Annotated in this window: 13 protein-coding genes; 4 read left to right on the top strand and 9 right to left on the bottom strand. The window is 72.1% G+C overall.

Annotated elements, in window-relative coordinates; genetic code table 11:
- The first annotated feature begins 125 nt into the window (after positions 1-125).
- Positions 126-1,787 carry an ABC transporter ATP-binding protein gene (locus ABD369_RS02085; protein ID WP_344634431.1) on the top strand — a complete coding sequence of 554 codons (1,662 nt, stop codon included), beginning with the start codon at positions 126-128 and terminating at the stop codon, positions 1,785-1,787.
- Entirely contained in the window at positions 1,784-3,544 is a 1,761-nt protein-coding gene (locus ABD369_RS02080; protein WP_344634430.1) for an ATP-binding cassette domain-containing protein, read from the top strand. Before ABD369_RS02085 ends, ABD369_RS02080 begins: the two co-directional genes overlap by 4 nt.
- Here the strand turns inward: ABD369_RS02080 and ABD369_RS02075 are convergent.
- The 8 genes from ABD369_RS02075 to ABD369_RS02040 all read right to left on the bottom strand — a co-directional run bounded on the left by ABD369_RS02075 (position 3,512) and on the right by ABD369_RS02040 (position 19,839).
- Positions 3,512-5,131, bottom strand: coding sequence for an AfsR/SARP family transcriptional regulator (locus ABD369_RS02075; RefSeq protein WP_344634429.1), 1,620 nt, complete (start codon positions 5,129-5,131; stop codon positions 3,512-3,514). The two genes, ABD369_RS02080 and ABD369_RS02075, sit on opposite strands and share 33 nt — an antisense overlap.
- Positions 5,132-6,077: 946 nt before the next feature.
- On the bottom strand, positions 6,078-12,011 hold the full coding sequence (locus tag ABD369_RS02070; protein ID WP_344634428.1) for a WXG100-like domain-containing protein: 5,934 nt from the start codon (positions 12,009-12,011) through the stop codon (positions 6,078-6,080).
- A gap of 23 nt (positions 12,012-12,034) precedes the next feature.
- Positions 12,035-13,186 carry a hypothetical protein gene (locus ABD369_RS02065; RefSeq protein ID WP_344634427.1) on the bottom strand — a complete coding sequence of 384 codons (1,152 nt, stop codon included), beginning with the start codon at positions 13,184-13,186 and terminating at the stop codon, positions 12,035-12,037.
- Positions 13,187-13,294: 108 nt separating this feature from the next.
- Positions 13,295-15,592, bottom strand: coding sequence for a WXG100-like domain-containing protein (locus ABD369_RS02060; protein ID WP_344634426.1), 2,298 nt, complete (start codon positions 15,590-15,592; stop codon positions 13,295-13,297).
- A gap of 33 nt (positions 15,593-15,625) precedes the next feature.
- Positions 15,626-16,177, bottom strand: coding sequence for a hypothetical protein (locus ABD369_RS02055; protein ID WP_344634425.1), 552 nt, complete (start codon positions 16,175-16,177; stop codon positions 15,626-15,628).
- 95 nt (positions 16,178-16,272) lie between these two features.
- A complete protein-coding gene (locus ABD369_RS02050) occupies positions 16,273-18,438 on the bottom strand; it encodes a WD40 repeat domain-containing protein (RefSeq protein WP_344634424.1) in 2,166 nt (721 codons plus the stop codon).
- Between the two features lie 44 nt (positions 18,439-18,482).
- Positions 18,483-19,052, bottom strand: coding sequence for a GNAT family N-acetyltransferase (locus tag ABD369_RS02045; protein ID WP_344634423.1), 570 nt, complete (start codon positions 19,050-19,052; stop codon positions 18,483-18,485).
- A 388-nt stretch (positions 19,053-19,440) separates the two neighbouring features.
- The gene (locus ABD369_RS02040; RefSeq protein ID WP_344634422.1) at positions 19,441-19,839 is read right to left on the bottom strand and encodes a winged helix-turn-helix transcriptional regulator; all 399 of its coding nucleotides are present in this window, start codon (positions 19,837-19,839) and stop codon (positions 19,441-19,443) included.
- Positions 19,840-19,929: 90 nt separating this feature from the next.
- On the opposite strand from ABD369_RS02040, the gene ABD369_RS02035 reads away from it, so the two are divergent.
- A complete protein-coding gene (locus ABD369_RS02035) occupies positions 19,930-20,679 on the top strand; it encodes an SDR family NAD(P)-dependent oxidoreductase (RefSeq protein WP_344634421.1) in 750 nt (249 codons plus the stop codon).
- A 257-nt stretch (positions 20,680-20,936) separates the two neighbouring features.
- Here ABD369_RS02035 and ABD369_RS02030 read toward each other — a convergent pair whose 3' ends face one another.
- Positions 20,937-23,246, bottom strand: coding sequence for an ATP-binding protein (locus ABD369_RS02030; RefSeq protein WP_344634420.1), 2,310 nt, complete (start codon positions 23,244-23,246; stop codon positions 20,937-20,939).
- Between the two features lie 209 nt (positions 23,247-23,455).
- Between ABD369_RS02030 and ABD369_RS02025 the strand changes: the two genes are divergently transcribed.
- A partial coding sequence (locus tag ABD369_RS02025; RefSeq protein WP_344634419.1) for a DUF6531 domain-containing protein occupies positions 23,456-26,170 on the top strand: 2,715 nt, incomplete at its 3' end.

The raw sequence follows: 26,170 nt of genomic DNA, 5'->3' as shown, positions 1-26,170 counted from the left end.
CCGAGTAACACCGCCCCGGGGGCACCGCACGGCTCTCCGTGCGGTGCCCCCAGGTACACCTGACGGCTACGGAAGAACGAGAGGGACTGACGGTGCGATCGGGCGAAATGATGTTCCGTCAGGCCGTGCGGCCGGTTGTAGGGCGGCTGATACTGCTGGCGGCAGCCCAGGTCGGCGGCGCAGCCGTCTCCCTGGCTCTCCCGGCCGCGATGGCCGACGCCGTGGACCGGGTGCTGGCCGGTCGTGGCGGCGGATGGGCGGTATCCGGGATCGCGCTCCTGCTCGCCGCCGCAGCCGTGTGCGAGGTGAGCGCCGAGATCGCCGCCGCTTCGTGCGGAGCCCGGGCCACCGCCACCCTGCGGCGCAGCCTGCTGCGCCGCATCCTTGCCGTTGGCGTGTCGGGGCGGAACCGCCACCCTGCGGGTGACCTCACCAGTCGCGTGGTGGGCAGTGCCACCGATGCCGGGCAGATCGCGGTCACCGTGGTCGGCCTGGCGACCTCGGCCGTCACCTCGCTGGCCGGAACGGTGCTGCTGTGGCGCGTGGACGTCCGCCTGGGCGTCGTACTGCTGCTCAGCCTGGTTCCGGCGCTCCTGCTGGTGCGGATGTTCGCCACCCGGATGTCCGATCTCTTCGTCCGGTACCAGGAGCTCCAGGCCGACATCGCCGCCAGGCTCCTCGACGCGTTGGACGGTATCCGTACCATCCGGGCGGCGGGCACGCTGGACCAGGAGATCGCCCGGGTGCTCGAACCGCTGCCGGACCTGTCGGCCACCGGGGCCGAGACCTGGGCCAGGCAGCGGTCCGTCGTCTGGCGGATGTCCCTGCTGGTGCCGCTGATCGAGGTGGCCGTGCTGACCGCAGCCGGACTCGCCGTGGTGCAGGGCCGCCTGCTGGCCGGCCAGTTTCTCGCGGCTGCCGGTTACACCACGCTGGCTCTCGGATTCCTCAACCAGGTCGACTCGTTGGCGGAGCTCGCCCGGGCCACGGCCAGTGCCCGGCGGGTGACCGAGATTCCGGGGGCGGCCGCGGAAGGGCCGGCCACGCCGGGAGCGGCTCCCGCACCCGGGCCCGGGCGGGTGACACTACGACAGGTGACGGTACGTCGAGGCGGCCGCGCCGTGCTCGATGGCGTCGATGTCGAGATACCAGCGGGATACGCCGTCGCCGTGGTGGGGCGTCCCGGCGCGGGAAAGAGCACCTTCGCCCAGCTGATCGGTCGTCTGGTCGAACCGGACGGCGGTGAGGTGATGCTGGACGACACCCCGGTGACCCGGCTGGACCCGGTCGCGCTGCGCCGGGCGGTCGCGTACGCCTTCGAGCGACCCGTGCTGCTGGGCGAGACCGTGCACGAGGCGGTCGCATACGGCCATGAGCCGCTCAGCCGTGCGGTCGTCGAACGCGCCGCCCGCCTCGCCTGCGCGGACTCCTTCGTCCGGCGGCTGCCGGAGGGTTACGACACCCCGTTGGCGGACCTGCGACTGTCCGGCGGTGAGGCGCAGCGGCTGGGCCTTGCCCGCGCCCTCGTCGGTGAGGCCGGAGTCCTGGTACTGGATGACGCCACGTCGAGTCTCGATACGGTCACCGAGATGCGGATCGGCCAGGTCATCGCCGAGGACCTGGCGGGCCGTACCCGGGTGATCATCGCCCGGCGTCTGGCCGCGGCCGCCGGGGCGGACCTGGTGGTCTGGCTGGACGACGGCCGGATCCGTGCGGTCGGCCGGCACCCGGTCCTGTGGTCCGATCCGGAGTACCGGGCGGTCTTCGGCCGGGGAGACGCGGCATGAGGCGACCTGGCCGCACCCGACGGGGATGGTCCCTGCTGGCCGGAGAGCTGGCCCGGCAGCGGCACGCGCTGAGCCGGGTCGCCTTCTGGTCGCTCCTTGAGGGCGTACCGGCGCTGCTCTCGGGACGGTTGATCGCCGCCGCGCTCGACGACGGCTTCCTGCGCCACCGTCCCGCGGTCGGCTTCGGCTGCCTGGCCGCCCTGCTGTCGGTCTCGGTCGTGGGTGCGGTGGCGAGCCGGGGCATGTTCCCGTGGCTCGGGGCGACGGTGGAGCCGCTGCGCGATGCCCTGGTCCGCAGGCTGGTCGGCGGAACCCTGGCCGACGCCGTGCACAGCGCCGGCCGGCCGGACAGCCCGGCGGTGGCGCGGCTCACCGGCCAGGTGGAGACCGTGCGTGGTCTGGTCGGCGGGATGCTGCGGTCGTTGCGGCGCACGGCGGTGACGCTGGTGGCGACGGTGGCCGGCCTGTTCACACTGGCGCCGCTGCTGGCGGCGCTGGTCCTGCCGCCGTTGGCGGTGTCGGGCACCCTCTTCGCGCTGTCGTTGCGAACACTGGCCGACCGCCGCCTGGCTGTCGTCCTCCTGGACGAGGAGATCGCCGCGGAATCCGGGGAGGTGCTGGGAGGCGTCCGGGACATCGTCGCCTGCAGGGCCGAGCGGCGGGCTGCCGCGCGTGTGGGCGAGGCGATCGACCGGCAGGCGGCGGCCGTGGTGCGGCTGGCCCGAGCCGGGGCACTGCGCACTCTGGTGGTGCTGCTGGGCGGGCAGCTTCCACTGCTCCTGGTACTGGCCGCCGCGCCGTGGATGATCAGGCAAGGCCAGCTGACGAGTGGCCAACTGGTCGGCGCCGTCGCCTGTCTGGCTGGAAGTCTCCTGCCGGCCCTGCGGTCGATCGTGAATCTCACCTCGACCTGGGGCATCCAGTTGGGAACCGTGCTGCAACGGCTCAGCGAGAGCGGCGGTGTGCCGGCCCCGGCCGCGGGAGACCGGAAACCGCCTGCCGGGAGCCCGCTGCGGGCGAGTGGTCTGGGCTTCTCGTACGGCCCGCACTCGGAAGCGATCGTGGACGCCCTGGACCTGGACGTCACGGAGGGGGATCACCTGGCCGTGGTCGGGCCCAGCGGCGCGGGGAAGTCCACCTTGGCCCAGCTGCTGATCGGCGGCCTGGCGCCGACCGGGGGCCGGGTCACCTTCGACGGTGTGCCACTGGACCGGGTCGATCCCACCCACCTTCGCCGGTGCGTGGCCCTCATCCCCCAGGAGGCGTACGTCTTCGCGGGCACGGTCCGCGACAACTTCTGCTACCTGAACCCCGGCGCGGGCGACCGGGCTCTCGATGCGGCCGTGGACACGTTGGCACTGCGCCCACTGGTCGACCGCCTCGGCGGGTACGACGGCCGCCTCCCCTCCGGGGGCGCGGGACTCTCCGGTGGCGAGCGGCAGTTGATCGCGGCGGCCCGGGTCTACCTGAGCCCGGCCCGACTGGTCATCCTGGACGAGGCGACCTGTCACCTCGACCCCGAGACCGAGGCACGGGTGGAGCAGGCCTTCCTCCGGCGCGGCGGGGCGCTGGTCGTCATCGCCCACCGCATCAGCTCGGCCGAGCGGGCCTCGCGGGTCCTGCTGCTCGACGGCGCCAAGGCGACCGTCGACTCTCCGGAGCGTCTGCTGCTGGCCTCGCCGCTCTACGCCCAGCTCGTGGGCTACTGGCACGATGACGCCGCTTCAGGGGCTCGGCGCGGCGGTCGCGGGATCTGAGCGGACTACGACGGGGACGACACCGATGGTGCGCATCTGCCTGGTGTACGCGTCATAGCGGCGCCGCGCCTCGCCATGACGCCCGGCCCGGGTGAGCGACTCGATCAGGCCGATGTGGGCCTGCTCGTCATAGGGGTCGTGTTCGAGCAACCGCAGCGCGGCCCGGCCGGCGAGGGCGCTGTCCCCCGACCGCCCTGCCTGCCGGACCAGTGCGTGCAGGACGCAGAGGTACTCGGAGTGTGCCTCCTCCCGCAACGGCAGGGCCCACTCCGCGTAGAGGTCGTCCGCCAGGAATGCGCCCTTGTATAGCTGCTGGGCCAGGGCCAGCGGCCTGGTCGAGTCACCGCCCCGCCGGTCCGCGTCCAGGGCCTCGGCGGCCTGGTCGAGGAACCGCATGACGTCCACCTCGGTGCGCAGGAGGTCGAGCTGCACCGCATCGCGGTCGGCGACCAGGGGGCTCTCGCCACCGCATCGCCGGGTGCCGAGGAGGGCGGTCCTGGTGGCGGAGAGAACCACGGACAGGCGGTTTCCGAGCCGGTCCGGGGCCTCGCCCGGCCAGAGGAAGTCCATGAGCTGTTCCCGGGGCACGGGAGCCCCGCGCCTGGCCAGCAGCAGCTTCAGCACCTGCCTGGCCTTGGCCGACTTCCACTCGGCGGCGGGCACGGCGCGGCCGTCGCGCAGGACCTGGAAGCCACCGAGGGTTCGGAAGGAGACCCGGCGGCTGTCCTTACGCGTGGGTGCGGGGACTTCGGCTGCCAGGCACCTGCGGACCGGCTCCAGGAGCCTCGGTTCCGCGGTGGGACCGGTACCGTCGAGGACCAGACCTCGCCGGCGGAGGTCGTCCAGCGGACCCGGGCCGGCGCTCTCCACCCGGCCCCACCGGCTGAGCAGCGCGAGGTTCTCCGCGGGCTCCTTGGCGAGGACCTCCTCGCGCACGTAACGCATCAGGACCTGCGGACCGGCGTGGACTTTCGCGAGCAGGCCGGGCCAGCCGTCGGGCGGCGTGTCGCGCAGCGCGTCCACGGTGAGCCGGAGGGCGGCCGGCCAGCCGTCGGTGCATCCGGCCATCAGCCCGGCAAGCCCCGGGTCACAAGGCCCGGCCGCCAGGGACAGGAACCTCGCGACGGATTCCTCGTCCATCCGCAGCGCGCGGGCGTCGAGGTCGGACAGCTGGCCACGCCCGCGCAACCGGTGCAGCCGGACGGCGGGTTCGTGTCGCGCGGCCAGGACGATCCGAAGGCCGCCGGGAGCACGGTCGCACAGGTGGTCCACCAGGTGTGCGGTCGCGCTCTCGTGGGCGAACTGGTGGGCGTCGTCCAGGACGAGGACGACGTCCTCGCGGAGCCCCGCGTTCAGCGCGTCCAGCAGGGCGGCCCGCGGTGACTCGGCCGGGGCGGTCCACTCCGGCTGCGGAGCACGGAGGAAGGGCCGCAGCGTCGTCAGCAGGTCCCGGACGAACCGGCCGGCGAGCTGGTGGTCCTCGTCGACGGTGAGCCAGGCCACCGGCCGCCCGCGGGCCCACGCCGCCAGTGCCGTCGACTTCCCCCAGCCCGCTCCCGCGAGCAGGAGAATGACACGGCGCCGCACCGCGGAATCCAGGAGCCTCGTCAGCTCCGGGCGCGCCACCCACGCGTCGGGCAATGCCGGAGGGCGTAGCCAGCCCGGCACGGTCACCGGGTCCTGCTCACCTGACGTGCCCCACCATTCGGCGCCGAACAATCCGTCCCCCTGATCGTAGGAGAGAAGAACGCTGCCGATGATGCCCGTACACGCCCGAACGGACATGGGGGTGTCGCACCCATTTTCCGGGCGGCCGCCACGCAGAGCGGGCCTCGGGAGGCGAACCGCTACCGCGTTCAAGGCCGCGCTCTCGGTTAGGCGAGCCGTTGGGCGGCTACACCGGTATGCGAGTACGGCGGCTGGCCGATGGGCTGCTCCGCCAGCCGGGCCGTCCATGCCAAGGGTGTTCGAGCCAGGTCTGTCGGAGCAGTCGCTCCAACAGACCGCGGCCCGGCGTCGTACGACCCGGCGGCTGCAACTGGTCGGCGTCGCAGCCGCCTTGAGAGAGGCATCACGTTCTGCTCACAGGCCGGGCGCCTGGAAGCCGTTCAGGTACCGGAAGGCGGCGGCGTACCGGATCAGGGCGATCGCAGTGACGAGGTACCGCCAGCCGGGGGAGTGCCCAGAGGGGCCGGCAGCGGTGCCGGACCACGAGGCCTCGCCGCGAGCACCAGTGAGAAGAGCTGCCGGATGGGCGTCGTGGCGAGCCCGCCCATCGGCATCGCACACAGGACCACGGCCAGCCGCAGCACCGACTACGGGACCGGGTACCGGCGGGTCACCGATCATTCCCATGCCCACGAGGGCGTCCCGGGCCGCAACATCGGGACCGAGTCACAAGGTCCCGGGCCGCAACAGCGGGACCGAGTCACAAGGTCCCGGGCGATAGGCCGTCAGGTGCTTCGTCCGTCCCTTGAGACCCGACCGTGGCTATCGCCCGGGACCTTGCCCACTGGTCACCGTGCGGCTTTTCCTACCGTCGCGCTTGCGGGTTGCGGAAGTACCTGACCAGTTCCTCGATCGCAGCCCTGGCCTCCGACGGACTCCCTGAGGTGCGGACGGTCTCCACCAGGTCGTGCAGGTGCTGGTTGCCGCCCCGATCCGGAAGGAAGGCCATACCGAAGCGCTCCGGACTGAACGCTTCCCGGCCCTCCTGCCAGGCCTGGGACACCGCACGGCCACCCACCTCCGGACCGAACTCGGCCCGGAGCGCATGCTCCCACTTCAGCACACCCTCGAAGTAGTTCGCGGCATGCTGCTCCTGAACCGGGTTCCTCGCCGCACCGGCGTTGAGCACCCCGAGGGTCTTGTGGTGGAAGGTCCGGTCTGCGAGTGCCACGACCGCGTCCTCGTTCACCGGTCCGACCGCTCCCGCCAGCCCCCGCCAGTCGTGATAGGACGCCTGCAGCTCGTCCGCCGACACGTGGCTGCTGAAGGGCGCCGCGCCGTCGAAGTGGCTGGCCAGCTGCTCCGGGGTGGCCGCGATGTCCGACCTTCCGTTGAGGTACGGCAGGTCCAGCTCACCGCTGCCGGTGGCCTGGCCGCCCTGGAGCTCATCCGCGAACGTCGCGTGCGGCAGCTTCTGATGGACCGCCACATAGACCTTCATCAGGTTGCTGAACCGCTCCGGCCACTCGTGCTGGGGAGTGTTCTCGAGCCCGCCCAGCTCAGTGCGCGCGGCCGTCACCCAGTGGTTCACGAAGGGGTCGGCGGTCAGCGCGTTCGGGGGGACGTCGTTGAACCGCTCGGTCAGCCAGCTGTGGAGCTCGCCGACGGGCTTGCCCTCGAAGGAGTGCGCCGCCGCCCGCATAAGGGACCACGATGAGGTGTGGGACATCTGGGCACTGCCGAACTTGGTGTCCGGCCGCGTGTTGCTCACCATGACCCGTCCGATCCGCGGCGGGTTCCCGGGTTCGATCGAGAGGTCCGTGAAGAACGAGGACCCGATCTCCACCTGGTGCGGCTGGTGGATGCCCTGCGGCAGCTGGGCATGCGCCGGGGACACTCCGACCGCGGCCGGGATGTCCAGCTTCTGCCGGAGTTCGCGCAGGGGAGCGGACTCCTGCCCGAGGGCGTCGACGCTGTAGTGCTCCGGGTAGGCCCGTTGGAGGGTCCGCAGCATGTGCAGCTTGGCCTCCACCCGGTTCTCCGGTGTCAGCGACGAGTTGTTCCTGCCGTCGAAGAGTTCGCTGACGCGATCCGCCGAGACGGGCCCCTTCTCCAGCTCGCTGAAGATCGACGCCTCACCGTGCCCGACGGCGCGCCCGACCTTGTAGGTCGCGAACGAGGTCAGCTGGGACAGCTCGACGTAGCCGGACACCAGGTCGCCGACCTGCTTGTGCCACTCGTGCACCGACTGCCCCGGCGGCGGGGTGTCGGGTATCTGGTTCAGCCGTGCCGTGATGTCGTTCCAGCGGTTCAGGACCTTCTGGTGGGTCGACGCGGAGACGCCGGCGCCGGTCGGCTTGAACTGCTGCATCTCCGTGATCTCGTGCTTCAGGTCGGGCCACAGCTCGCTGACCGGCCGACGCGACATCCCGGCGACGGCGCGCGTGGTCAGACCCCACGGCACGGTGTGTGATTCCTGCTTCTCGCCGAAACGAGTCATCGGCCGGTCGGTCGAAAGGTCGAGCTTCGTGACCCACACCTTGTCGGGTGTCACCTGTCCGTGCTGCTGGGGACCGTCCACCCCGAGCCGCACGGCCACCGGCAGCGGGCGGCGGTTCTCCAGCTGCGGTGCCGGACTCGGCGTGTGCTGCGACGCATCGTCCATGACCACGTCGCCGTCCGAGAACGGCGCCGGGCGGGGCAGGTCGTGGACGGCGCCGGGGCCTTCGTGCGGCATCGGTGGCGCGGGCGGGACGTGGGAGCCCTGCGGGGCAGCGGGGTGAGGGTCCTCGATCGCGTGGGCGTCCGAGAACGGATCCTCGATCGCGTGGGCATCCGAGAACGGGTCATCGACCGGGCTGTGCGGTCCAGCGGCCGGTTGATGAGTCGGTGCGGCATGGCCGGCGGGTGCCGGGCTCTCCGGCATGCGCTCGTCGACGCCCGCCCAGAACTCGCGGAAGTCCTCGTACTGGCCGGTGTTGGCGCGCACCTGGTTGGCCGGCTCCGAGTGGATCGCCTTCGGGTCCGCACCGTACAGGCGCTCCAGCAGCGGGACGAGGTCCGGCTCGTGCTGGCGCACCCAGTCGGGGCCGTTGTTGCGGCCCGGGTCGTTCGGGCCGGCCTTGGTGTCCTTGCCGTGGTTGGTGCCCAGCCAGGCGTTGGTGACCTGCGCGAAGTACTCGTGGTCGTCGCTGCGGGAGTAGTTGTCCTGGTGCGTGCCGTCCACCCAGATCGCGGACGGGTCGTTGAACTTCTTGTCGTAGGTGTCCTTGATCAGCTTCTTGTCGGCGTCCGAGAGCGCGAAGTCGTGGATGGTGTGGGCGAATTCGTGGGTCGTGGTGGAGTAGCCCTCCGCGTAGTGGGACGAACCGCCGACGGTGGTGTGGTCGCCGGTCAGGTTCTCCTCGGTGAAGGAGGTGTTCTTGCCGCCCGAGCCGCGGATGTCGTCGTAGTTCCGGCCGCCGCCTGCGCCGGTGTGCGTGGTCCGGCCCGCGTACTGCTCCAGGCCGGGCAGCGTGGTCTGCGGCTTGTCCTTGGGGGCGACGCCGATGTTGGCGCCGTTCTTCAGCAGCCGCGCCGCGACGTCCGGGTCCTGGAGCATGCGCTCGACCTGTGCGTGAGCCTCGTTGCGCGCCGAGATGGGGGCGTGCACCTCCTGCGGCACGTGCACCAGCAGGTGGGCCGCCGTGCGTGCGAACTCCTTCGGCGTCAGGTTGGCGCGGAGCTGGTCGACGGCCATCGCGTTCGTCGCCAGCTTGCGACGGTCCGCCAGGCTCATGCCGTCGATCGCGTGGAGCCGGTCCGACTCGGACATGTGCGAGAGCGCGCCGCCCTGCCTCCCCAGAGCGCGGACCTCGTCGTTGATCAGGTCGTTGCCCTGCCTGCGCAACTGCTCGAGTTCCGCCTCGCGCTCGGCCCGTCGGCGATCGAAGATCTCGTCGTGCGGGGGCGTCGCGGTCTGGCGCTGGTCGTGGCCCAGGGCGTTGGCGGTGTCCGAGACCCGGTGCCCGCCGCCGTCCGCGCGCAGCTGGTCCAGCTCCGCCTGACGCTCGGCGCGTCGCCGGTCGAAGAACTCGTCCTGCGGCGGCCGGGACGTCTGGCGCTGGTCGTGGCCCAGGGCGTTGGCGGTGTCCGAGACCCGGTGCCCGCCGCCGTCCGCGCGCAGCTGGTCCAGCTCCGCCTGACGCTCGGCGCGCCGCTTGTCGAAGACACCCTCGGAACGGCCCGGGCGCGGGCCCGACCTGCCGAGCCCCGTACCGCCCGTGGTGGGAGTGGTGGTCCGCGGGGCGGGCGGCGTGGCGCTGCTGTGAGGGGACGACGACGTGGTGGGCGGGGCGGGGTGAGCTCCGCCGCCAGCGGAGTGACCACCGCCGCCGGTGGGGAAGGGCGGCGGCACCGGGATGCTGCCCGGTGCGGCCGTGGGGCTGGACGCGGGCGCGTCGGTGGGTACGTGCTCGGCCGGCGACGCCTGGGGCGGCACCGACTCGGTCGGGACGGCCGTGTTGTCCAGGTGGATGTCACCGGGGGTGGGCGCGGGCCGCGACGGCGCTTCGTTCCTGGGCGCCGCAGGCGCCGTGGGCTCGGGCCGGAACGCGGGCATCGAGGGCGCGGACGGCGCAGGCGGGGCGGCGGGTACGCCGCTCTGGTGCGGGGTCGCTGCGGACGCGGGCGACGGTACGTCGGCGTGCGGGGTCGCCCCGGCTGACGGTACGTCGGAGTGCGGCGTCACCACGGACGGCTCGGTGGTGACCGGGTGGGTCGTACCGGGGTCGGTGACCGGCGTGGCCATGTGGTCCGGCTTCGGGGTCGCCGGCTGCGGCTCGTGCTGCTCCGGACGCGGCGCAGCCGTATGGTCCGGCGCGGGCGTGGGCGCGGCAAGGTGCGGTTCGGTGCTGGCCGGGCGCGGGTTGCTCTCGTGATCGGGCGCGGGAGTTGGGACGTGCGTTTCCGACGTGGCCGGGTGCGGGGTGAACGACGGCGTAGGTGTGTGCTCCGGCGCAGGCGTCGAAACGTGCGGCTCCGATGTGGCCGGATGCGGGGTGAAGGTGTTCGACGGCGTAGGCGTGTGATCGGGCGCGGGAGTTGGGACGTGCGTTTCCGACGTGGCCGGGTGCGGGGTGAAGGTGTTCGACGGCGTAGGCGTGTGATCGGGCGCGGGAGTTGGGATGTGCGTTTCGGGCGTGGCCGGGTGGGGGGTGTTCGACGGCGTAGGTGTGTGCTCCGGCGCAGGCGTCGAAACGTGCGGCTCCGATGTGGCCGGGTGCGGGGTGAAGGTGTTCGACGGCGTAGGCGTGTGATCGGGCGCGGGAGTTGGGATGTGCGTTTCGGGCGTGGCCGGGTGGGGGGTGAACGACGGCGTAGGTGTGTGCTCCGGCGCAGGCGTCGAAACGTGCGGCTCCGATGTGGCCGGGTGCGGGGTGAAGGTGTTCGACGGCGTAGGCGTGTGATCGGGCGCGGGAGTTGGGATGTGCGTTTCGGGCGTGGCCGGGTGGGGGGTGAACGACGGCGTAGGTGTGTGCTCCGGCGCAGGCGTCGAAACGTGCGGCTCCGATGTGGCCGGGTGCGGGGTGAAGGTGTTCGACGGCGTAGGCGCGGGAGTCGCTGGGTGCGGCTCCGAAGCGGCCGGACGAGGCGCGAAGGACTCCGACGGCGCGGCCGAGTGGCTCGGGGGCGTGGAGTCCAGGTGCGGGGTCGCGAACGGCTCCGAACCGCCGCGGCCGGGGCCGGCGGTGGACGGGTCGTGCGGGGTGAACGGCGTCAGCGAAGGCCGGTCCGTCGGGGCGGATGACGGCGCGCTGTGGTCCGAACTGCCCGGGCCGCGGTAGCTGTTGGACGGCGAGTCGGCGTGCGGCGTGCCGGAGAAGGTGGGCAGTTGGCCCCCGTGCGGGACGTTGGCTGTGTCCGGGACCTTGAAGTGGTCCTTCACGGCGGAGCCGGCCGCGTGCGCGCCGACGCCGCCCGCGCCGCTCAGGCCGGAGCCGAGCAGGCTGTTGGTGTCCACGTGGCCGGTGGTGATCCCCTGGGTGATCACGTCCGTTCCTACGCCGACCGCCGCACCCGTGGCCATCTTGCCGGGGAGCGAGCCCATGGCCTGGCCCATGCCCAGTTTCTCGCCGGCCGCGCCAACCCCCTTGCCCAGCACGTGGCCTGTCGCACCAGCCACCGCGCCACCGAGCGCGTTCTGGCCGAGCTCCTTCATGTCGATGCTCTTGCGGTGGCCCTGCATCACCTCGATGGTCTGCGCCATCAGGTTGATGGCCGCCATCTGCACCGCCTGCTTGACGGCGTGCTCCAGCGCCTCAGCGAGCAGCTTCTTCAGGATCTGCCCGACCACCTCGCGGGTGATCCCGACCACGATCGGGATCTGGGCCATCGAGGCTCCGAAGGTGACCGGCGCCTCGGCTTCGGCGGTGGCGATGTCGAAGGCCAGAATGCCGAGTTGGGCGACGATCTGGATCTTCGCCGTCTCCGCCGAGTTGGCCATCGCCTCCAGCATGTCGCCCATGCCGTTGCAGCCGTCGATCAGACCGGGGAACAATCCGGGATCGTCCTTGGTGCCCTTGCCGGTGGTGTACTGGGCCCAGTGCTTCGTCAACGCCTCCGCCGCCGCGCCCTGTTGGCCGTCGAGCGCGCGCTTCACCGCGGCGTCGGCGGAGTGGGCCGCGTCCTGCAGGCTCTGGGCCGCCTTGCGCCAGTGGTCCGCCATCTCGCGGAGCTGGTCTTCGTCCGCCTCCGGCCAGCGGGTACCCGCCAGCAGGAGCAGCACCCACTGCAGGGGCTCGGGCAGTTCGACCGCCATGGGATTACCTCAACGCCTTCCGGTCAGCGGTTCTTTCCACGGGCGATGTCGCCCAGAGTGGCACGGGGAGGAATGGGAAGAGTCGGGCTCCCCGGGATGTTAGGCGACTGGGGAATCGCCGGGCCGGCCTGGAGCTGGTCGTCGTCCCGGTTCAGGTCGGAGATCGCCGAGTCCTCCGCGTTCTGGTAGCCCTGGGCCATGGCCTTCAGGCCGTCGGCTACGAAGTGCAGGCCGTCCGGGAGGCCCTTGAGGGACTTCTGGGTGTCCGCGGTGTACTTCAGATAGCCCTTGTCACCCTCGGCGAACTGCTTGCCCGACTCGTCGTTCCCCCACGGCTTGTTCGCCTCCATGCTGGAGAGGAAGCCGGTCAGGCTGGTGACCAGCTGGGAGATCTGGTCGGCGGCGGCGAGCAGCGGGGAGACCGCTGCCTGGTACTGGGCCGGGTCGACCCGGAATCCCGAACCGGCCGAAGCTCCGCCACCGCCGCCACCGCCGGCCGGCTGACTCGCCGAGACGGGATTCGCGGCCACGGCAGCCGTACGGCCCCGCAGGGGCTGGAGCGGGCTGGCCGAATCCCGCAGCCGCCCGAGCTCGACCGGCTGCGCGGCCGTCAGGTTCAGCGGCTGCGCGTCGACCATCCGCCGCGTTTCGGTCGGTTGCAGGGCATCTGCGCGCTGGAAGGCTTCGGTCGGTTGCAGGGCATCTGCGCGCTGGAAGGCTTCGGTCGGTTGCAGGGCATCTGCGCGCTGGAAGGCTTCGGTCGGTTGCAGGGCATCTGCGCGCTGGAAGGCTTCGGTCGGCTGCGCGTCGACCACCCGCCGCGCTTCGGTCGGTTGCAGGGCATCTGCGCGCTGGAAGGCTTCGGTCGGTTGCAGGGCATCTGCGCGCTGGAAGGCTTCGGTCGGCTGCAAGGCATCCGCACGCTGCAACGGCGTGACCTCGGTCGGCTCCACCATGCCCACCCGCGGCGTGACCTCGGTCGGTTCTGCAAGGCCCACCCGCGGCGTGGCCTGGACGAACGGCTCCTCGGCGACGCCGATCCGAGGCTGGAACTCGGGCGTCTCGGCGACCCCGATCCGCGGCTCCGCGACGGTCATCCGGACCCGCTCGGCCTCTAGGGGCACCGATTCCTCCCGGGCCATTATGGTCGGCTGCTGGTCGAGTTGGTCATCCATGGCGCTTCCGTATCCACGAGGTCGGGGTACCGACGGTCTGCTGACCGGCAGTTCGGTGCGGGCGGCTGCTCCGCTGCGGGCAACTCAGGCTCAGGAGCGGCACGTTCATCACCCGGCCGGGGTCTCGAAGGCGCCCGCAGTGGCGAGCTTGGCCAGTGCCGCGCGCAGGAACGGGCTGGGCACCTGGTACCCGCCCTCCTCCCGGATCTTCCCGCGCTCGGGCTTTGCGCCCTCCGCCGCCTCAGCGGGCGCCCCCATCGAAGCAGCTGGCGCCCCCGCCGAAGCAGCGGGTGCCGGCTCCGCGTCCGGCCTGCCGCGCCGGGCAGCGACGTCCCGGGCACGGTCGAGGTACGCGTCCGCCGCGCTCTCGGTCGGCTCGGCAGCCGTCTTCGCCTCACCGGTCGAGCCGGTCGGACCAGCCGAACCGCCGTCGCCGCCGGACGGCGCCTCCGCGCCCTCCGTCGGCGCGAGCTTCGCCGCCGCCTCGGGCCCGAGTACCGCGCTCGCCAACTGCGTCAGGATCTCCTGCTGCTGCTTCTCCGGCTCGGGCTCGGGCCCCTCCGCCGCCGCAGGTATCGGAGCGTCCGTACGGACGGCGTCCAGCCAGCGCTGCCGCATCCGCTGCCACCGGCGGTCGCCCTCGTGCCGGGTCGCCTGACCGAGCACGCCGGAGTCGGACAGCAGCAGCTCCTCCTCTTCCTCGCCCTCGGCTCCAAAGCGGGTCGGTCGGACGAACTTGGTCCCGCGCCGCCCGTCCCGCTTGCCGCCGCCCATGCCACCGGGCATGTGGGCACCGCCCATCCCGGCCGGACCGGTCGTACGGCCTGCGGCGCCACCGGCGGCGCCGGCACCGCCACCCGCGAGCCCGCCCGCCCGCCCGGCCACACCCGAGCCGGCGATGCCCCGCCCGGCCAGACCGCTGCCGCCGGACGCACCCGCTCGGCCCGCGCCTCCAGCGGACGAACCGCCCAGGCCGCCGAACGCGGCGGCACCACCGGCCCCGCCACCGACGCCGCCGCCAAGCCCGCCACCGAGGCTGCCCTTGCCGCCGAGCGCGCCCTTCGGCGCTCCTCCGAGCGCGCCCCCCGAGCCACCGCTGCCGAACGGGGTAGCAAGGCCGAACGAGCCGCCGGTCCCGTGCGATCCCTGACCGGGCAGGTCGCCGCTGCCCCAGGGCTTCAGGCCGGGGCCCGCAGTCGTCTCCGTGCCGTTGGGCAGGTTGCCGAGGCCGTCCAGGCTGAGATTCGGCCTGGAATCGCCGGAGAGCGGCTTGAAGTGTGGCACCCCGCCGTTGGCACCCGGGTCGTAGGGCTGGAACTGCGGCGTCGGCGCAGTGAACGGACGCATCCCGGGCAGGCAGCGCCCGTCCCCACGGCCGCCCGTACCGCCCGAGCCGCCGTCGGACCCGTACGAGCCCTGCCCGTCGGCTCCGCCGGGCAGGCGCGGCGAGATCATGCCCGGGAGAGCCGCCCCCGGACCGCCGGGCCCGCCCGTACTGCCCGAGCCGCCGTTGAACCCGTACGAGCCGTGCCCGTCGGCTCCGCCGGGCAGGCGCGGCGAGATCATGCCCGGGAGAGCCGCCCCCGGACCGCCGGACCCGTGCCCGGATCCGCCACCGGGCGCTCCGTCTGGCCCGCCGTCGGCGGTCGGCAGGCTCGGGTCCAGCGATGGCGCGAGCGCGCCGGGCGCACTCAGCGTCTGGGTCCCCGGCATGGCCGGAGCACCCGGCGCGCCCGGCAGCGAGCCCGGAGCACCGGGCCTACCCGGCGCGGGCACCCCGCTGCCACCGAGCCCCGGCCCGCCTCTGGTCGTACCCGAGGTCCCGGTACCGCCGCCAGAGGCACCGTGCAGCGTCGCGGCCTTCGCGGCGCCGTTCATCGCCTCGACGTGGCCGGCGCTCTGCCGGAGCATCCCGTCGACGTTCTGCCCGACCTCGCCGATGTACGTGTGGTACGCCGTGACCGCGTTCTTGATGCCCTCCGACTGCGCTACGTCGTCGTGCTTGCCGCCGGGGTGGCTGGCGATGTACTCCTTCGCGTACTCGAGTTCGCGGATCATCTCCTGCTTGGTCTGTGTCACCGCCCGGTTGGCGCCGTCGAAGGACTGGGCGACGGCGAGGGAGGCGTCGAGCGTGGTCGCCGCGTGCGAGTCGTCCCGCGCCGCGTACTTCTCGTAGTACTGCTGGAAGGCGTCGGCGGCGGAGCCGGACATGTTCGCCATCGCGGTCCGGGCGCTGGACACGATGGAGCGGATGGCCGGGTCGGCGGCCTGGTGCCAGGTCTGCCAGGCGGCGGCGAGTTCGGCCAGCAACTCCTCGTTGCCGTTGGGGAAGACGATGTCCGCGCCGTGCTCGTTGCCCTGGACGTCCTTGAGCACCTCAGCGAGGTCGGACGGCAGCTCGATCATGAGGGGTCACTCTCAGAGGTTGGGTTACAGGACTCAGATCAACTGCGCCTGGTGGCCGCCGCCACCGGCCGGACGCGACGGCGGTTGCCGTTCCGTCGACGCTGACTGGTCCGAGCCGAGGGCCGGTGCGTTCGGGTCCTGGTAGACCACGCCGGTCGGCGCGCGCCAGCCCGGGTCGGTGACCGGCGCGGCGACCGGAGCCACCGGGGCCACGGGCGCGGAGACCGGCGCGGGCGGCATGTCCGGCCCGCCGATCGCCCGCAGCTGGGCCGCTTGCTGATCGTCCGTCTCCCGGTACCGCTGGCACATGGTCAGCAGGTTCTGCGCCATCACCGCCGAGTTCTGCAGGTACTCCTGAATACCGGCCAGCACCTCGTCCTGGTGCTGCGGCAGCCCGCCGACCCCGGACGTGCCGCCGGTCAGGGCGTGCCCCAGCGGGTCCGTGCCGTACGCGACCTCGGTGATCTGCTTCACCACGGCCTGCAGCTTGGCCGTCGGGGCCTGCAGATCCTCCAACATCCTCTGGATCTGCTGCGCCGCGCCCTCGACCACGTCAAGATCGATCTGGAACGAGTTTCCGCTCATGCGTGTTCCACCTCCCCGCCCCCGTTGACTGACTGACCGTCCAGCGCGTGCCGGACGGTAAAACATTCCCGAACGGTCGCCGAGCGGCGACCGGTTCAGAGCTGAGTCGCCCCGCCGGGCCCGACCACGTGCAGGCCGGCGTCGCCGAAGGCGATCGCCAGCGGCACCCGGTCCAGCACCGCCTCGTTCAGCAACGAGCCGCTGGCGAGGTGCCAGAGCCGCAGCGTGGCAGCGGCGTCGCCGGCCGCCAGCAGGACTTCGCCGTCCAGGTTCTGGCAGGCCAGGGCGCGTACCGCCGGCCCGCCGCCGGTCAGCGCGCCGACCTGGCGCCCCTCCCGGACGTCCCACACCCGTACCTCGCCGTCCGCGCTGCCGCCGATCACCACCGGGCGGCCGCCCAGCTCGTCGAAGGCCAGTACCTCGGCCGGCCGCGCCAGCGTGGCGAGCACCGGACCGGCCTGGCCGCTGCCGCCGTGCCAGAGCCGGACCGTCCCGTCCCGGCCCGCCGTGGCGAGCAGCCGGTGTCCGTCCGCCGAGCCCACCGCGAGCGCGGTGACGCCCTCCCGATGGGCCGCCAGGTGCAGCAGCGGGGCACCGCCCACGGCGTCCCGGACCCGGACGGTGCCGTCCTCGCCGCCGGAGGCCAGCACCGGCGTGCCGCCGTCGTGGAAGGCCAGGCAGCTGACCGGGCCGGTGTGCGGGGTCGGTACGGTCAACTGCGCGCCGTCGCTCAGCCGGTGGCCGCGCACCGAGCCGGCGGCCGTGCCGCAGACCAGCAGGTCGGTGGTCAGCGCGAGCGAGCTGACCGGGCCGCCCTCGGGCTCTACGCGGTAGCCCGGCGTCCGCAGGTCCGGGCCGAAGAGCTGCACCGAGCCGTCGCCGTAGCCGACGGCGAGCACCGACTCCCCCACCGCCAGGGCGTTCACGGGAGCGCCCGTGCCCGTACCGGTGCTGAGCGCCGAGCCGTTCGGCCGCCACAGCGAGACCGCGCCGTTCTCGTCGCCCGTCACGATCACGGGTGCGCCGTCGAGCACGGTGGCGGCGAGAGCGGTCGGCCAACCCCCGCCGGCCGGCCAGCCGTGGATCGCCGTACCGGTGTAGACGTCCCACGTGCGGACGGTGCCGTCCAGCGCGCAGGAGGCGAGCACCGGGCGGCCGTCCGCCTCCAGGAAGGCGAGGCCGGTCACCGAGCCGGAGTGGCCGGTGAGTTCGGCGACCGGCTGACCGGTCGCCAGATCCCACAGCCGTACGGTCTGGTCCAGGCCGGCCGAGGCCAGCACGGCCTGCTCGCCGAGGCTGAGGATGGCCAGCGCGGTGACCCGGGCGCCGTGGCCGACCAGCAGGTGCAGTTGTTCGCCGGAGGCGACGTCCCAGACCCGGACCACGGCGTCGTCGCCGCCGGCCGCCACCAGGTCGAGCCCGGCGCAGTGTGCGTAGCAGAGCGCCGCGGCGCCCTGCTCGCCGACCGAGAGCAGGCCGAGCGAGCGGCCGTCCTCGGCCCGCCAGGCCCGGACCTCGCCCTGGGTGCCGACCGAGAACACCAGAGGGATGCCCTGTACCACGGCGGCGGCCACCTGCTGGGTGCCCTCGCCACCCGAAGTCCCGTGCAGCAGCGCACCCCCGGCGGCGTCCCAGACCTGCACCGAGCCGTCCTCGCTGCCGACCGCGAACAGCTCGCGCTCCCCGGCCGTGCCGAGGGCCAGCGCGCTGGGGCGCAGGCCCGGTTCGTCGCCGGAGCCGCCCAGCGGCTCCTGGTCGTCCAACGCGGCCAGGCCGAAGCCCTGCCCGGGCTCGGCCAGCGCATAGGCGGTCCGGCCGCGGACGGTACCGAGCGCCGCCGCCTGCCGGGTGTCCGGGCCGGTGGTGGTCCGCTCGTCGACCGCGAACAGACCAGCGGCGAGCCGGGCGGGGGCGGCCGGGTCGAGCACCTGCTCGGCCAGCGCCTGGAGGGCGTCCGCCACCGGGGGCACCGGGGTGGTCGTGCCGTCGGCCCAGCTCGCGGGGCCGGCGGACAGGCCGCTGACGGTGAGTCGACGCGCCTCGGGTGCCGCACCGGCGTCGCTGCCGCTGGGCGCGGAGCGCAGTGAGGTGAGCACCCGGGTCAGCACGGCCAGGTCGACCCGCCCGCGGCTGGTGTCACGCCGGGCACCGGCGGTGCGTTCGACCACCAGCGAGCCGTCCAGCCCGAGCGTCAAATCGGTCCGCCCGCCTGGCAGCTGCTCGGCGCCATAACCGAGCCTTATGCCTGCCGTCTCCGTCATCCGGAACCCTCCCCTGGTACGAACATGTCAGCCCCGACCCGGCGTCAGCACAGGTCCTCAGGCACAACGGTGGCGTAGACAGCATCGCGCAGCGCGTGGTTCCGTGAGTTGCGGAACAGCCTGGGCCGAAATCCCGCCCGGCGGAAGCCGATGTACGCCCCGACCACCTGGATCGGCATGTTGTCGGCCGCCGCGTACGCGTCGATCCGGCGCAACTGGAGCTGCTCGAAGCCGAAGCGGCAGACCAGCCGGAGCGCGCTCGCCGCGATGCGCAGGCTGCGCGCCTCGGGCAGCAGCCAGATGGACGCCTCGGCGACGCCCTCCTCCGGGCGCATGTCGACCAGTTCGGCCCAGCCGGCGGCCCGTCCGCCGTCCAGCACCACCGAGAAGTACGCCGCCACATCGTCGTCCCACAGCCTGGGCGGCACGGTGGCGAGCCAGCGCTCGGCGGAGGCCAGGTCCGGATGGGGGAAGACCGCCTGCATGAACTCGCGCACCAGCGGGTCATGAGTGCCCGCCAGCAGCGTGGCGGCATCCTCGACCGCCGGACGGCGCAGGCTCACCTCACCGTCCGTCAGCGGCTGGAGCTCCCCCAGTGAACTCAGCGGACGCAAATCCCGATCCCTACCCGACGCCTTGTGCGCAGCACATCAGACCATGTCTACGCGCGGTGATCAAGACAAGAAAAGAAACATTCCTGTCAGTTCTGTGTCGAGCCTGCCATGCGCAGGTTACTGAACGGTTAACGGATCAGAGGGTCCGTGTCATGGTCCGGTGCGGGATCAACACCGGGCCCTCGGCGGCGTTGTGGGTGCCGATGGATCATCCGGCCTGGTCAACCGGCATGTTGGTGCTCATGGAGGATTCCGCGGAGTCGGTCCTGTCGGCGGTTTCCGGCTGCGTGATGCGTCCTGGTGGGTTGGGGGGTTCGCAGGGTGGTCGAGCGTGAGAGGAACCAACGGAACCCGGCGGGCACTGCGCCGCTCCGATGGTTGGCCGCGGTCACGCCTGCCGGCTGTCGTAGTGCTTCTGGGCGGCGAGGAGCTCGTCTCCGTGCTGGCCGTACCATCGGATGAGATCGGTCAGCGGTCCAGCCAGGCTGACACCGAGTTCCGTCAGGCTGTAAGTGACCTGGGGCGGGTTGGTGGGCGCGACATGGCGGGCGACAAGCCCAGCCCGGGCCAGCGCCTTGAGGTTCTGCGACAGCATCTTCTGGCTGATGCCACCCACTCGTGCGTGCAGCCGCGCGAATCGGTGCGGGCCGGCGACGAGGGCCGAGATGATCAGTGTCGCCCAGCGGCTCGTCGTCTGATCCATGATCGGCCTGAGTGCGCACTTGTTGTCGAAGGTGTCATGGGCCAGGAGCCTGGTGGCTGTCGCGACCTGCTCTGTCTCCATCATGACAGCAGCTTACAAAAAAGTACGTACTTCCCAGTGGTAACTGGCTTTCCTACGGTGACTTCCACAAGCACTCATGACCAAGGAGCCACTGTGAGCAGCAACAACGTACGTACGGCGATCGTCACCGGCGCGTCAAAGGGCCTGGGCGCGGGGATCGCCGAGGCTTTGGCCGAGACCGGCGCAGCCGTGGTGGTGAACTACCGGGGGGACGCGGAGGGCGCCGAGCGGGTCGTCGCGGGCATCACCGCCAAGGGCGGCCGGGCGATCGCGGTCCAGGCGGACGTTGCCAGCGGCGACGACGTGCGCCGTCTCTTCGACCGGGCGCGCGAGGCGTACGGCCCGGTCGACGTGCTCGTGAACAACGCGGCCGTCGCCACGTTCGCGCCGCTGTCGGGCATCACCGAGGACGAGTTCCAGCGCGAGATGACCACGAACCTCCTGGGCACGATCCTGACCACGCAGGCCTTGGCCGCGCAGGACGACATCGACGCCGCGTCGATCATCAACGTCTCGACGGCGGGTACGGTCAGCCACCCTCCCTACGCCTCGCTCTACGTCGCGTCCAAGAGCGCTGTCAACGCCTTCACCATCGTCGCGGCCAAGGAACTGGGCCCGCGCGGCATCCGCGTCAACGCGATCATGCCCGGACCGTCGGACACCGAGGGCACCAGGGCCATGGGATACGTCGGGTCGGACCAGGAAGCACAGGCGATCGCCGCCACCCCGCTGGGCCGTACGGGCACCCCGGACGACTACGGCCCGCTGGTGGCCTTCCTGGCTTCCGACGACGCGCGCTGGATCACCGGGGACGTCATCCTCGCTTCCGGCGGCATGCGCTGACGCTGCTCATGCCGTTATCAGGACAGGCGGAAGGCGAGTCAAGCCGATGGCCACACAGACGAGGTCGTCGAGCGGTTGATGGACCGCGCGGACGCTTAGGGTGCGGCCCTGCTGGGCGGGGGCGGGCTGCTTGATCAACTGGCGCCCAGGCTGTCCGCTCGAGCGAGTCCGGACGCACCCGCCTGGGCCGTCGCAGACGACGGCTGCGGCGCGAGCGATCGTCAGGCGTTCGGGACCGAGCCGTACGGAGTGCCGCACTACTCGCCGGTGATGGTCCGGTCGAGTTCGTCGAGTTCTGCCGCGACCTCTGACTGTCGCGGACTCTTCAGGAGGGCCAGGGCGTTGCCGACGGCGACGAGGGTCTCGCGGGCTTCGTCGTAGCGTGCGAGCCGGCGGAGGACGATGCCGAGGTCGAGCCGGGCCGGCTCGCTCCAGGCGGGCATCTGCGCGGTTTCGAAGTGTGCGAGGGCCTGGCGCAGCGGGGCTTCGGCCTCGGTCCAGCGGTGGAGGGCGGAGAGGTCTTTGCCGACCTCCTGCAGGGCGGCTGCGTGGTACATGGCGATCAGCTCGGCCGGCTGTCCGGGTATGCCGTCCCGGCAGACTGCTTCGCTTCGCCGGTGGACGACCAGCGCCTCCTGCACCCGGCCGGAGACGCGCAGGTACTGGCCCAGCCCGTTAAGCACGCTGAGTTCGGCCAGGCGTCCCTGAGGAGAGGTCAGCGTACCGACGAGGGCGGCCGCCTCCTGGAGCCGCTCGATGCCCTCGCTGGTCCGGCCGAGCTTGTGGAGGGCTCCTGCGGCGTAGGCCAGAGCCCAGGTCTCCTGGAGCGCGTCGGCGACCTCGCGCGCCGCTGTGAGGGCGCGCTCAGCGCTTGCCAGTGCGGCGGGGTGGTCGTGGCGGCAGATGTTGTGGGCCCAGGCGAGGTAGTTGAGGTGGACGGCCTCGTCCCGCCTGCTGCCCAGGGCACGGGCCGACTCGGTGGAGCAGGCGAACACCTCCGCCCACAGGTCCCAGTGCTGGTTCAGGTCGGAGAACCAGTGCATGGCCTCCGCCGCGTCGATGACCTGCTGGTGCCGTCCGGCCGTCCGGGACCGTTGCAGGGCCGCGAGCCACTCGGCCCGTTCGGCCTCCAGCCAGGCGCGGGCCTCCTCGCGGTCGGCGGGCGCGTGGTCGGGGTCGGGGTCGCCGACCGGAGGGTCGAGGTGGCGGTCGGCGTCGAAGCGCAGTGCCGCGGCGGTGGCCCGCCGCAGCACCCACCGAGCGGTCCTGTCCCGTGCGGCCTCGCAGACCTCGGGGCTGTCCTCGGCGGCGAGTTGCTCGGTGGCGAACAGCCTGAGCAGGTCGTGGAAGCGGTAGCGCTCGGCGTCGGGGTCGGGTTGGAGCAGCCCGGCGTCCGTCAACTCCTCGGCGTACCGGGCGGCCTGGGTGACCGGCAGGTCGGCGAGCAGAGCGGCGGTCTCGGGGCTGAAGTCCGGACCGGCCGCGAGGGAGGCCCGGCGGAAGAGGATCCTCGCGGGGTGAGCCAGGTGCTGGTACGACATGGTGAAGGCGGCCCGGATCCGCAGGCTGCCCGCCTGGAGCGTGTCGAGACGCCGCTCCGCCCGGGCGAGTTGGGTGACCAGCTTGGCGACCCGCTCCATGGGCCGCACCGCCAGGCGCTGTCCGGCGATGCGTACGGCCAGCGGCAGGTACCCGCAGAGATCCACCAGGTCCCGGACGGCCTGGGCCTCGTGCCGGACACGCTCCGGGCCGATGATGCGGGTCAGCAGCTCGACGCCTTCCTCGCGCCGCAGCAGGCCGAGAGCGGTGCGGTGGACCGACTCCAGACCGGCCAGGGCGTGACGGCTGGTGACGATCGTCATCGAGCGGCCGGTGCCCGGCAGCAGTGGGCGGACCTGGGACTCCGATGCCGCGTTGTCCAGGACGAGCAGCAGCCGGCGCTCCCTCACCTCGGCCCGGTAGAGCGCGGCCCGGTCGTCCGTTCCGGACGGAATCCCGCTCTCTGCGACGCCCAGTGCCCGCAGCAGCGAGGCGAGCGCGTCGCGCGCGGTGGTCGGCTCGGGATCCATGCCGCGCAGATCGACGACGAACTGCCCGTCCGGGAAGTCGGGGGCGAGGCGGTGCGCGACGTGCACGGCGAAGGCGGTCTTGCCGAGGCCGGGTTGGCCCGCGATCACGGCGACCGGTGGGTGGCCCGGCTCCGCGTTTCGCGCCAGGGCGTGCAGTCGGTCGAGGGCGGGGCCGCGCGCGGTGAAGTCGCCGATGTCACGTGGCAGCACCAAGGCGGGGCGCGTGGCGGTCGCCGCTTCGGGCCTGGGCCGCGGCCGGCCGAGGCTGGCCGACTCCTCCAGTTCCCCGGCGGCTGCGCGGTCCAGCTTCAGTGCCTTGGCGAGCGCCCGCACGGTGCGGCGTTGAGGTCCCTTGGAGCGTCCGCGTTCGAGGTCCGCCAGTGCGCGGACGCTGATTCCCGCGGCGTGGGCCAGGCCCTCCTGGCTGAGCCCAGCGCGCGTCCGCAGAGCGAGCAGCCGGCTCGCGAAGCCGCCTGCGGCCGATGTGCCCGTCCCCACTGCCGATGCCCCCTGATTGTCGGGATTCGCCCCGAATAGCCGTCCCGTACCGGCAGAAGTATGCCGGACCGCAGTTCTGCCGCTGGAACCGCCTGGTGGGTCGTTCGGTCACGATGGTCGACTTGAGGAATCAGTTCGCGGGGACGCCGGTCGTACCGGCCCGGCCTTGCCAGATTTCTTCAGGGCCTGCCCAAGGGGGAGCAACACACGTGGTCGGACAGATAGGTCACGCACTGGCAGATGCCGCGAAGAAGACCGAGCAGGCTCTTGCCCGGGATCTGTCGAAGGCCTACAGCGGAATTCTCAAAGAGACCGAGCAGAAGGGCAAGCAGGTCGCAGACCAGGTCGCCGAGAATGAGCGAAAGGTCGCTGACGACCTTGCCAGGGGCGGCGGGGGCCACCGGGGGGAGGGCGGCGCCCCGAAACCGCCCGCCGGGCCGGACAGGGGCGAGGGCCGGGAGCCCGACCTCGGCAAGGGGAGGTCGGGAGGCGGTCAGGGCACCGAGGGCAACGGAAAGCTCCAGACCGGCGGCGATCCTGTGGATGTGGTCTCCGGGCAGATGGTCATGACCGCGACCGACCTGGAGCTGCCCGGGCTGCTACCACTGGTCCTACGCCGTGCTTACGCTTCCGGATACCAGGCGGGTACCTTGTTCGGGCCTGGCTGGTCGTCAACGCTCACCCAGCGACTGCAAATTGATCATCTGGGCATCCACTACGCCGGTGACGACGGCCAGATCCTGCACTACCCGGTCCCCGCCCAGGGGCAGGAGGCCTACCCCGAGGACGGCGCGCGCTGGCCGCTCACCTGGGACAGGACAGAAGACACGATCTGCATCGAGGACCCGCAGACCGGCTGGACACGCCACTTCCCTGCCGTACCACCGGTCACCGAGGGCGATCCCGGGCGCCAGTCTCGGCGCTCGTCCCGGCCCCTGGTGGCGATCACCGACCGCAACGGCAACTGGATCGAGTTCCTGTACGACGCAGAGCGGCTTCCGGTCGAGGTCCGCCGCTCAGGCGGTCGGCCGGTTGCCGTCGACACCGGGTACACCGCCGCTGGCTGGCGGATCGAGGGCCTCCGCCTGCTGGACGACAGCCAGGGCGGTCTGGGCACCACCGTGATGACGTTCGGGTACGACGGCACGGGCCGGCTGCAGCAGGTCGTCAACTCCTCCGGTCTCCCGCTGGTCTACCAGCACGACGACTACGACCGGGTCACGTCCTGGACCGACCGCAACGGCCACTGGTACGCCTACGAATACGGCCTCGACGGCAGGGTCTCCACCGGACGCGGCCCGGTCGGCGCCATGGATGCCGACTTCAGCTACGACCTGGCCAACCGGGTCACCACCATGACCAACAGCCAGGGCGAGCCCACCGAATTCCACTACGACGAGCACAAGCACCTCACCCGGATCGTCGACCCCCTGGGCAACACCACGCGCACCGAGCACAACCGCTACGGTCGGCTGCTCTCCTATACCGACCCGCTGGGCAACACCACGCGCCTCACCCTGGACTCCCGCCACGACGTGGTTCGCGTCGACAGTCCCGATGGCACCAACGTCCAGTTCACCTACAACCACCTCCACCAGCCCACCGAGATCCGCACGCCCGGCGGCCTGACCTGGAGTCAGACGTTCGACCGGCGCGGCAACCGCACCGCGATCACCGACCGGTCCGGGGCCACGACCCGCTTCGGGTACACCGAGCACGGCCACCTCGCCAGTGTGACCGACGCCCTCGGCAACACCTCCCGGGCCGAGTGCGACCGAAGCGGACTGCTGATCGCGGCCTCCGACGCTCTCGGTGGCCGTACCGAGTTCCAACGCGACGCCTTCGGCCGGCCCGTGACGATCACCGACGAGCTCGGACAGCGTACCCGGCTCACCTGGACGGTGGAGGGAAAACTCCTCACCCGCCACGACCACACCGGTGCCTCGGAAGCCTGGGCCTACGATCCCGAGGGCAACATGGTGCGCCACACCGACGCGACGGGCGGCGTCACCGAACTCGAGTACACCCACTTCGGTCTGCCGGCCGCCCGGACAGCAGTCGACGGCACGCGCTACACCTTCACCCACGACAGCGAACTGCGCCTCACCCAGGTCACCCAGCCGCAGGGCCTGACCTGGAACTACACCCACGACACAGCGGGAAGGCTGACCGGGGAGAGCGACTTCGAGGGGCACGCCTTCCGCTACGCGTACGACGCCGCAGGGCAGCTGACGGAGCGCCGCAACGGCCTGGGCCAGAGCATCGTCTACCGGCTCGACGCAATGGGCCGGGTCGTGTCCAAGGACACGGACGGGCACGTCACCGAGTACGGCTACGACGACGACGGCCGCCTGCTGAGCGCCCGCGACCCCGGCACCGAGCTGACCCGGACCTATGACCCCCTGGACCGTGTGCTCAGCGAGACCGTCGACGGCCGCACGGTCAGCTACGCCTACGACGTGCGCGGCCAGGTGACCGGCCGCCAGACCCCTTCGGGCAGCACCAGCCACTGGACCTACGACCAGCTGGGCAACCCGCAGACGCTCACCTCCGCCGGACACCTCATCACCTTCGACCACGACGCGGCCGGCCGCGAAGTCAACCGCGGCCTCGCGCCGGACCTCACCCTCGCCTTCACGTGGGATCCCGAGAACCGGCTGACCGGCCAGACCCTGTCCGGCACCGCCGGCACGCCCCTGATCCGCCGCACCTACAGCTACCGCGCCGACGGCCAACTGACCGCCCTCACCGAACAGACAGCCGCGAACGCTGCACGCAGCACCTCCTTCCAGCACGACCGGGCCGGAAGAGTGACCGCCGTCCAGGCCGCCGGTGAAGTAGGCCGCCGGCGAGGTGCCCGAGGCTCGGGTCCTTTTCCGACGGCCCCTTCCCGAACGGTACGTGCGACTTTCACCGCATACCGC

This window comes from Kitasatospora cystarginea (assembly GCF_039533515.1).
Classification (GTDB): domain Bacteria; phylum Actinomycetota; class Actinomycetes; order Streptomycetales; family Streptomycetaceae; genus Kitasatospora; species Kitasatospora cystarginea.
The sequence above is the reverse complement of the archived record's forward strand: the minus strand, read 5'-3'. Positions and strand labels throughout refer to the sequence as shown.

What these genes read in the sequence shown, in the direction of transcription:
- ABD369_RS02080 (WP_344634430.1), top strand. Translation starts at nt 1,784, where the DNA reads ATGAGGCGACCTGGCCGCACCCGACGGGGATGGTCCCTGCTGGCCGGA.
- ABD369_RS02070 (WP_344634428.1), bottom strand. Translation starts at nt 12,011, where the DNA reads ATGGCGGTCGAACTGCCCGAGCCCCTGCAGTGGGTGCTGCTCCTGCTG.
- ABD369_RS02065 (WP_344634427.1), bottom strand. Translation starts at nt 13,186, where the DNA reads ATGGATGACCAACTCGACCAGCAGCCGACCATAATGGCCCGGGAGGAA.
- ABD369_RS02060 (WP_344634426.1), bottom strand. Translation starts at nt 15,592, where the DNA reads ATGATCGAGCTGCCGTCCGACCTCGCTGAGGTGCTCAAGGACGTCCAG.
- ABD369_RS02055 (WP_344634425.1), bottom strand. Translation starts at nt 16,177, where the DNA reads ATGAGCGGAAACTCGTTCCAGATCGATCTTGACGTGGTCGAGGGCGCG.
- ABD369_RS02050 (WP_344634424.1), bottom strand. Translation starts at nt 18,438, where the DNA reads ATGACGGAGACGGCAGGCATAAGGCTCGGTTATGGCGCCGAGCAGCTG.
- ABD369_RS02040 (WP_344634422.1), bottom strand. Translation starts at nt 19,839, where the DNA reads ATGATGGAGACAGAGCAGGTCGCGACAGCCACCAGGCTCCTGGCCCAT.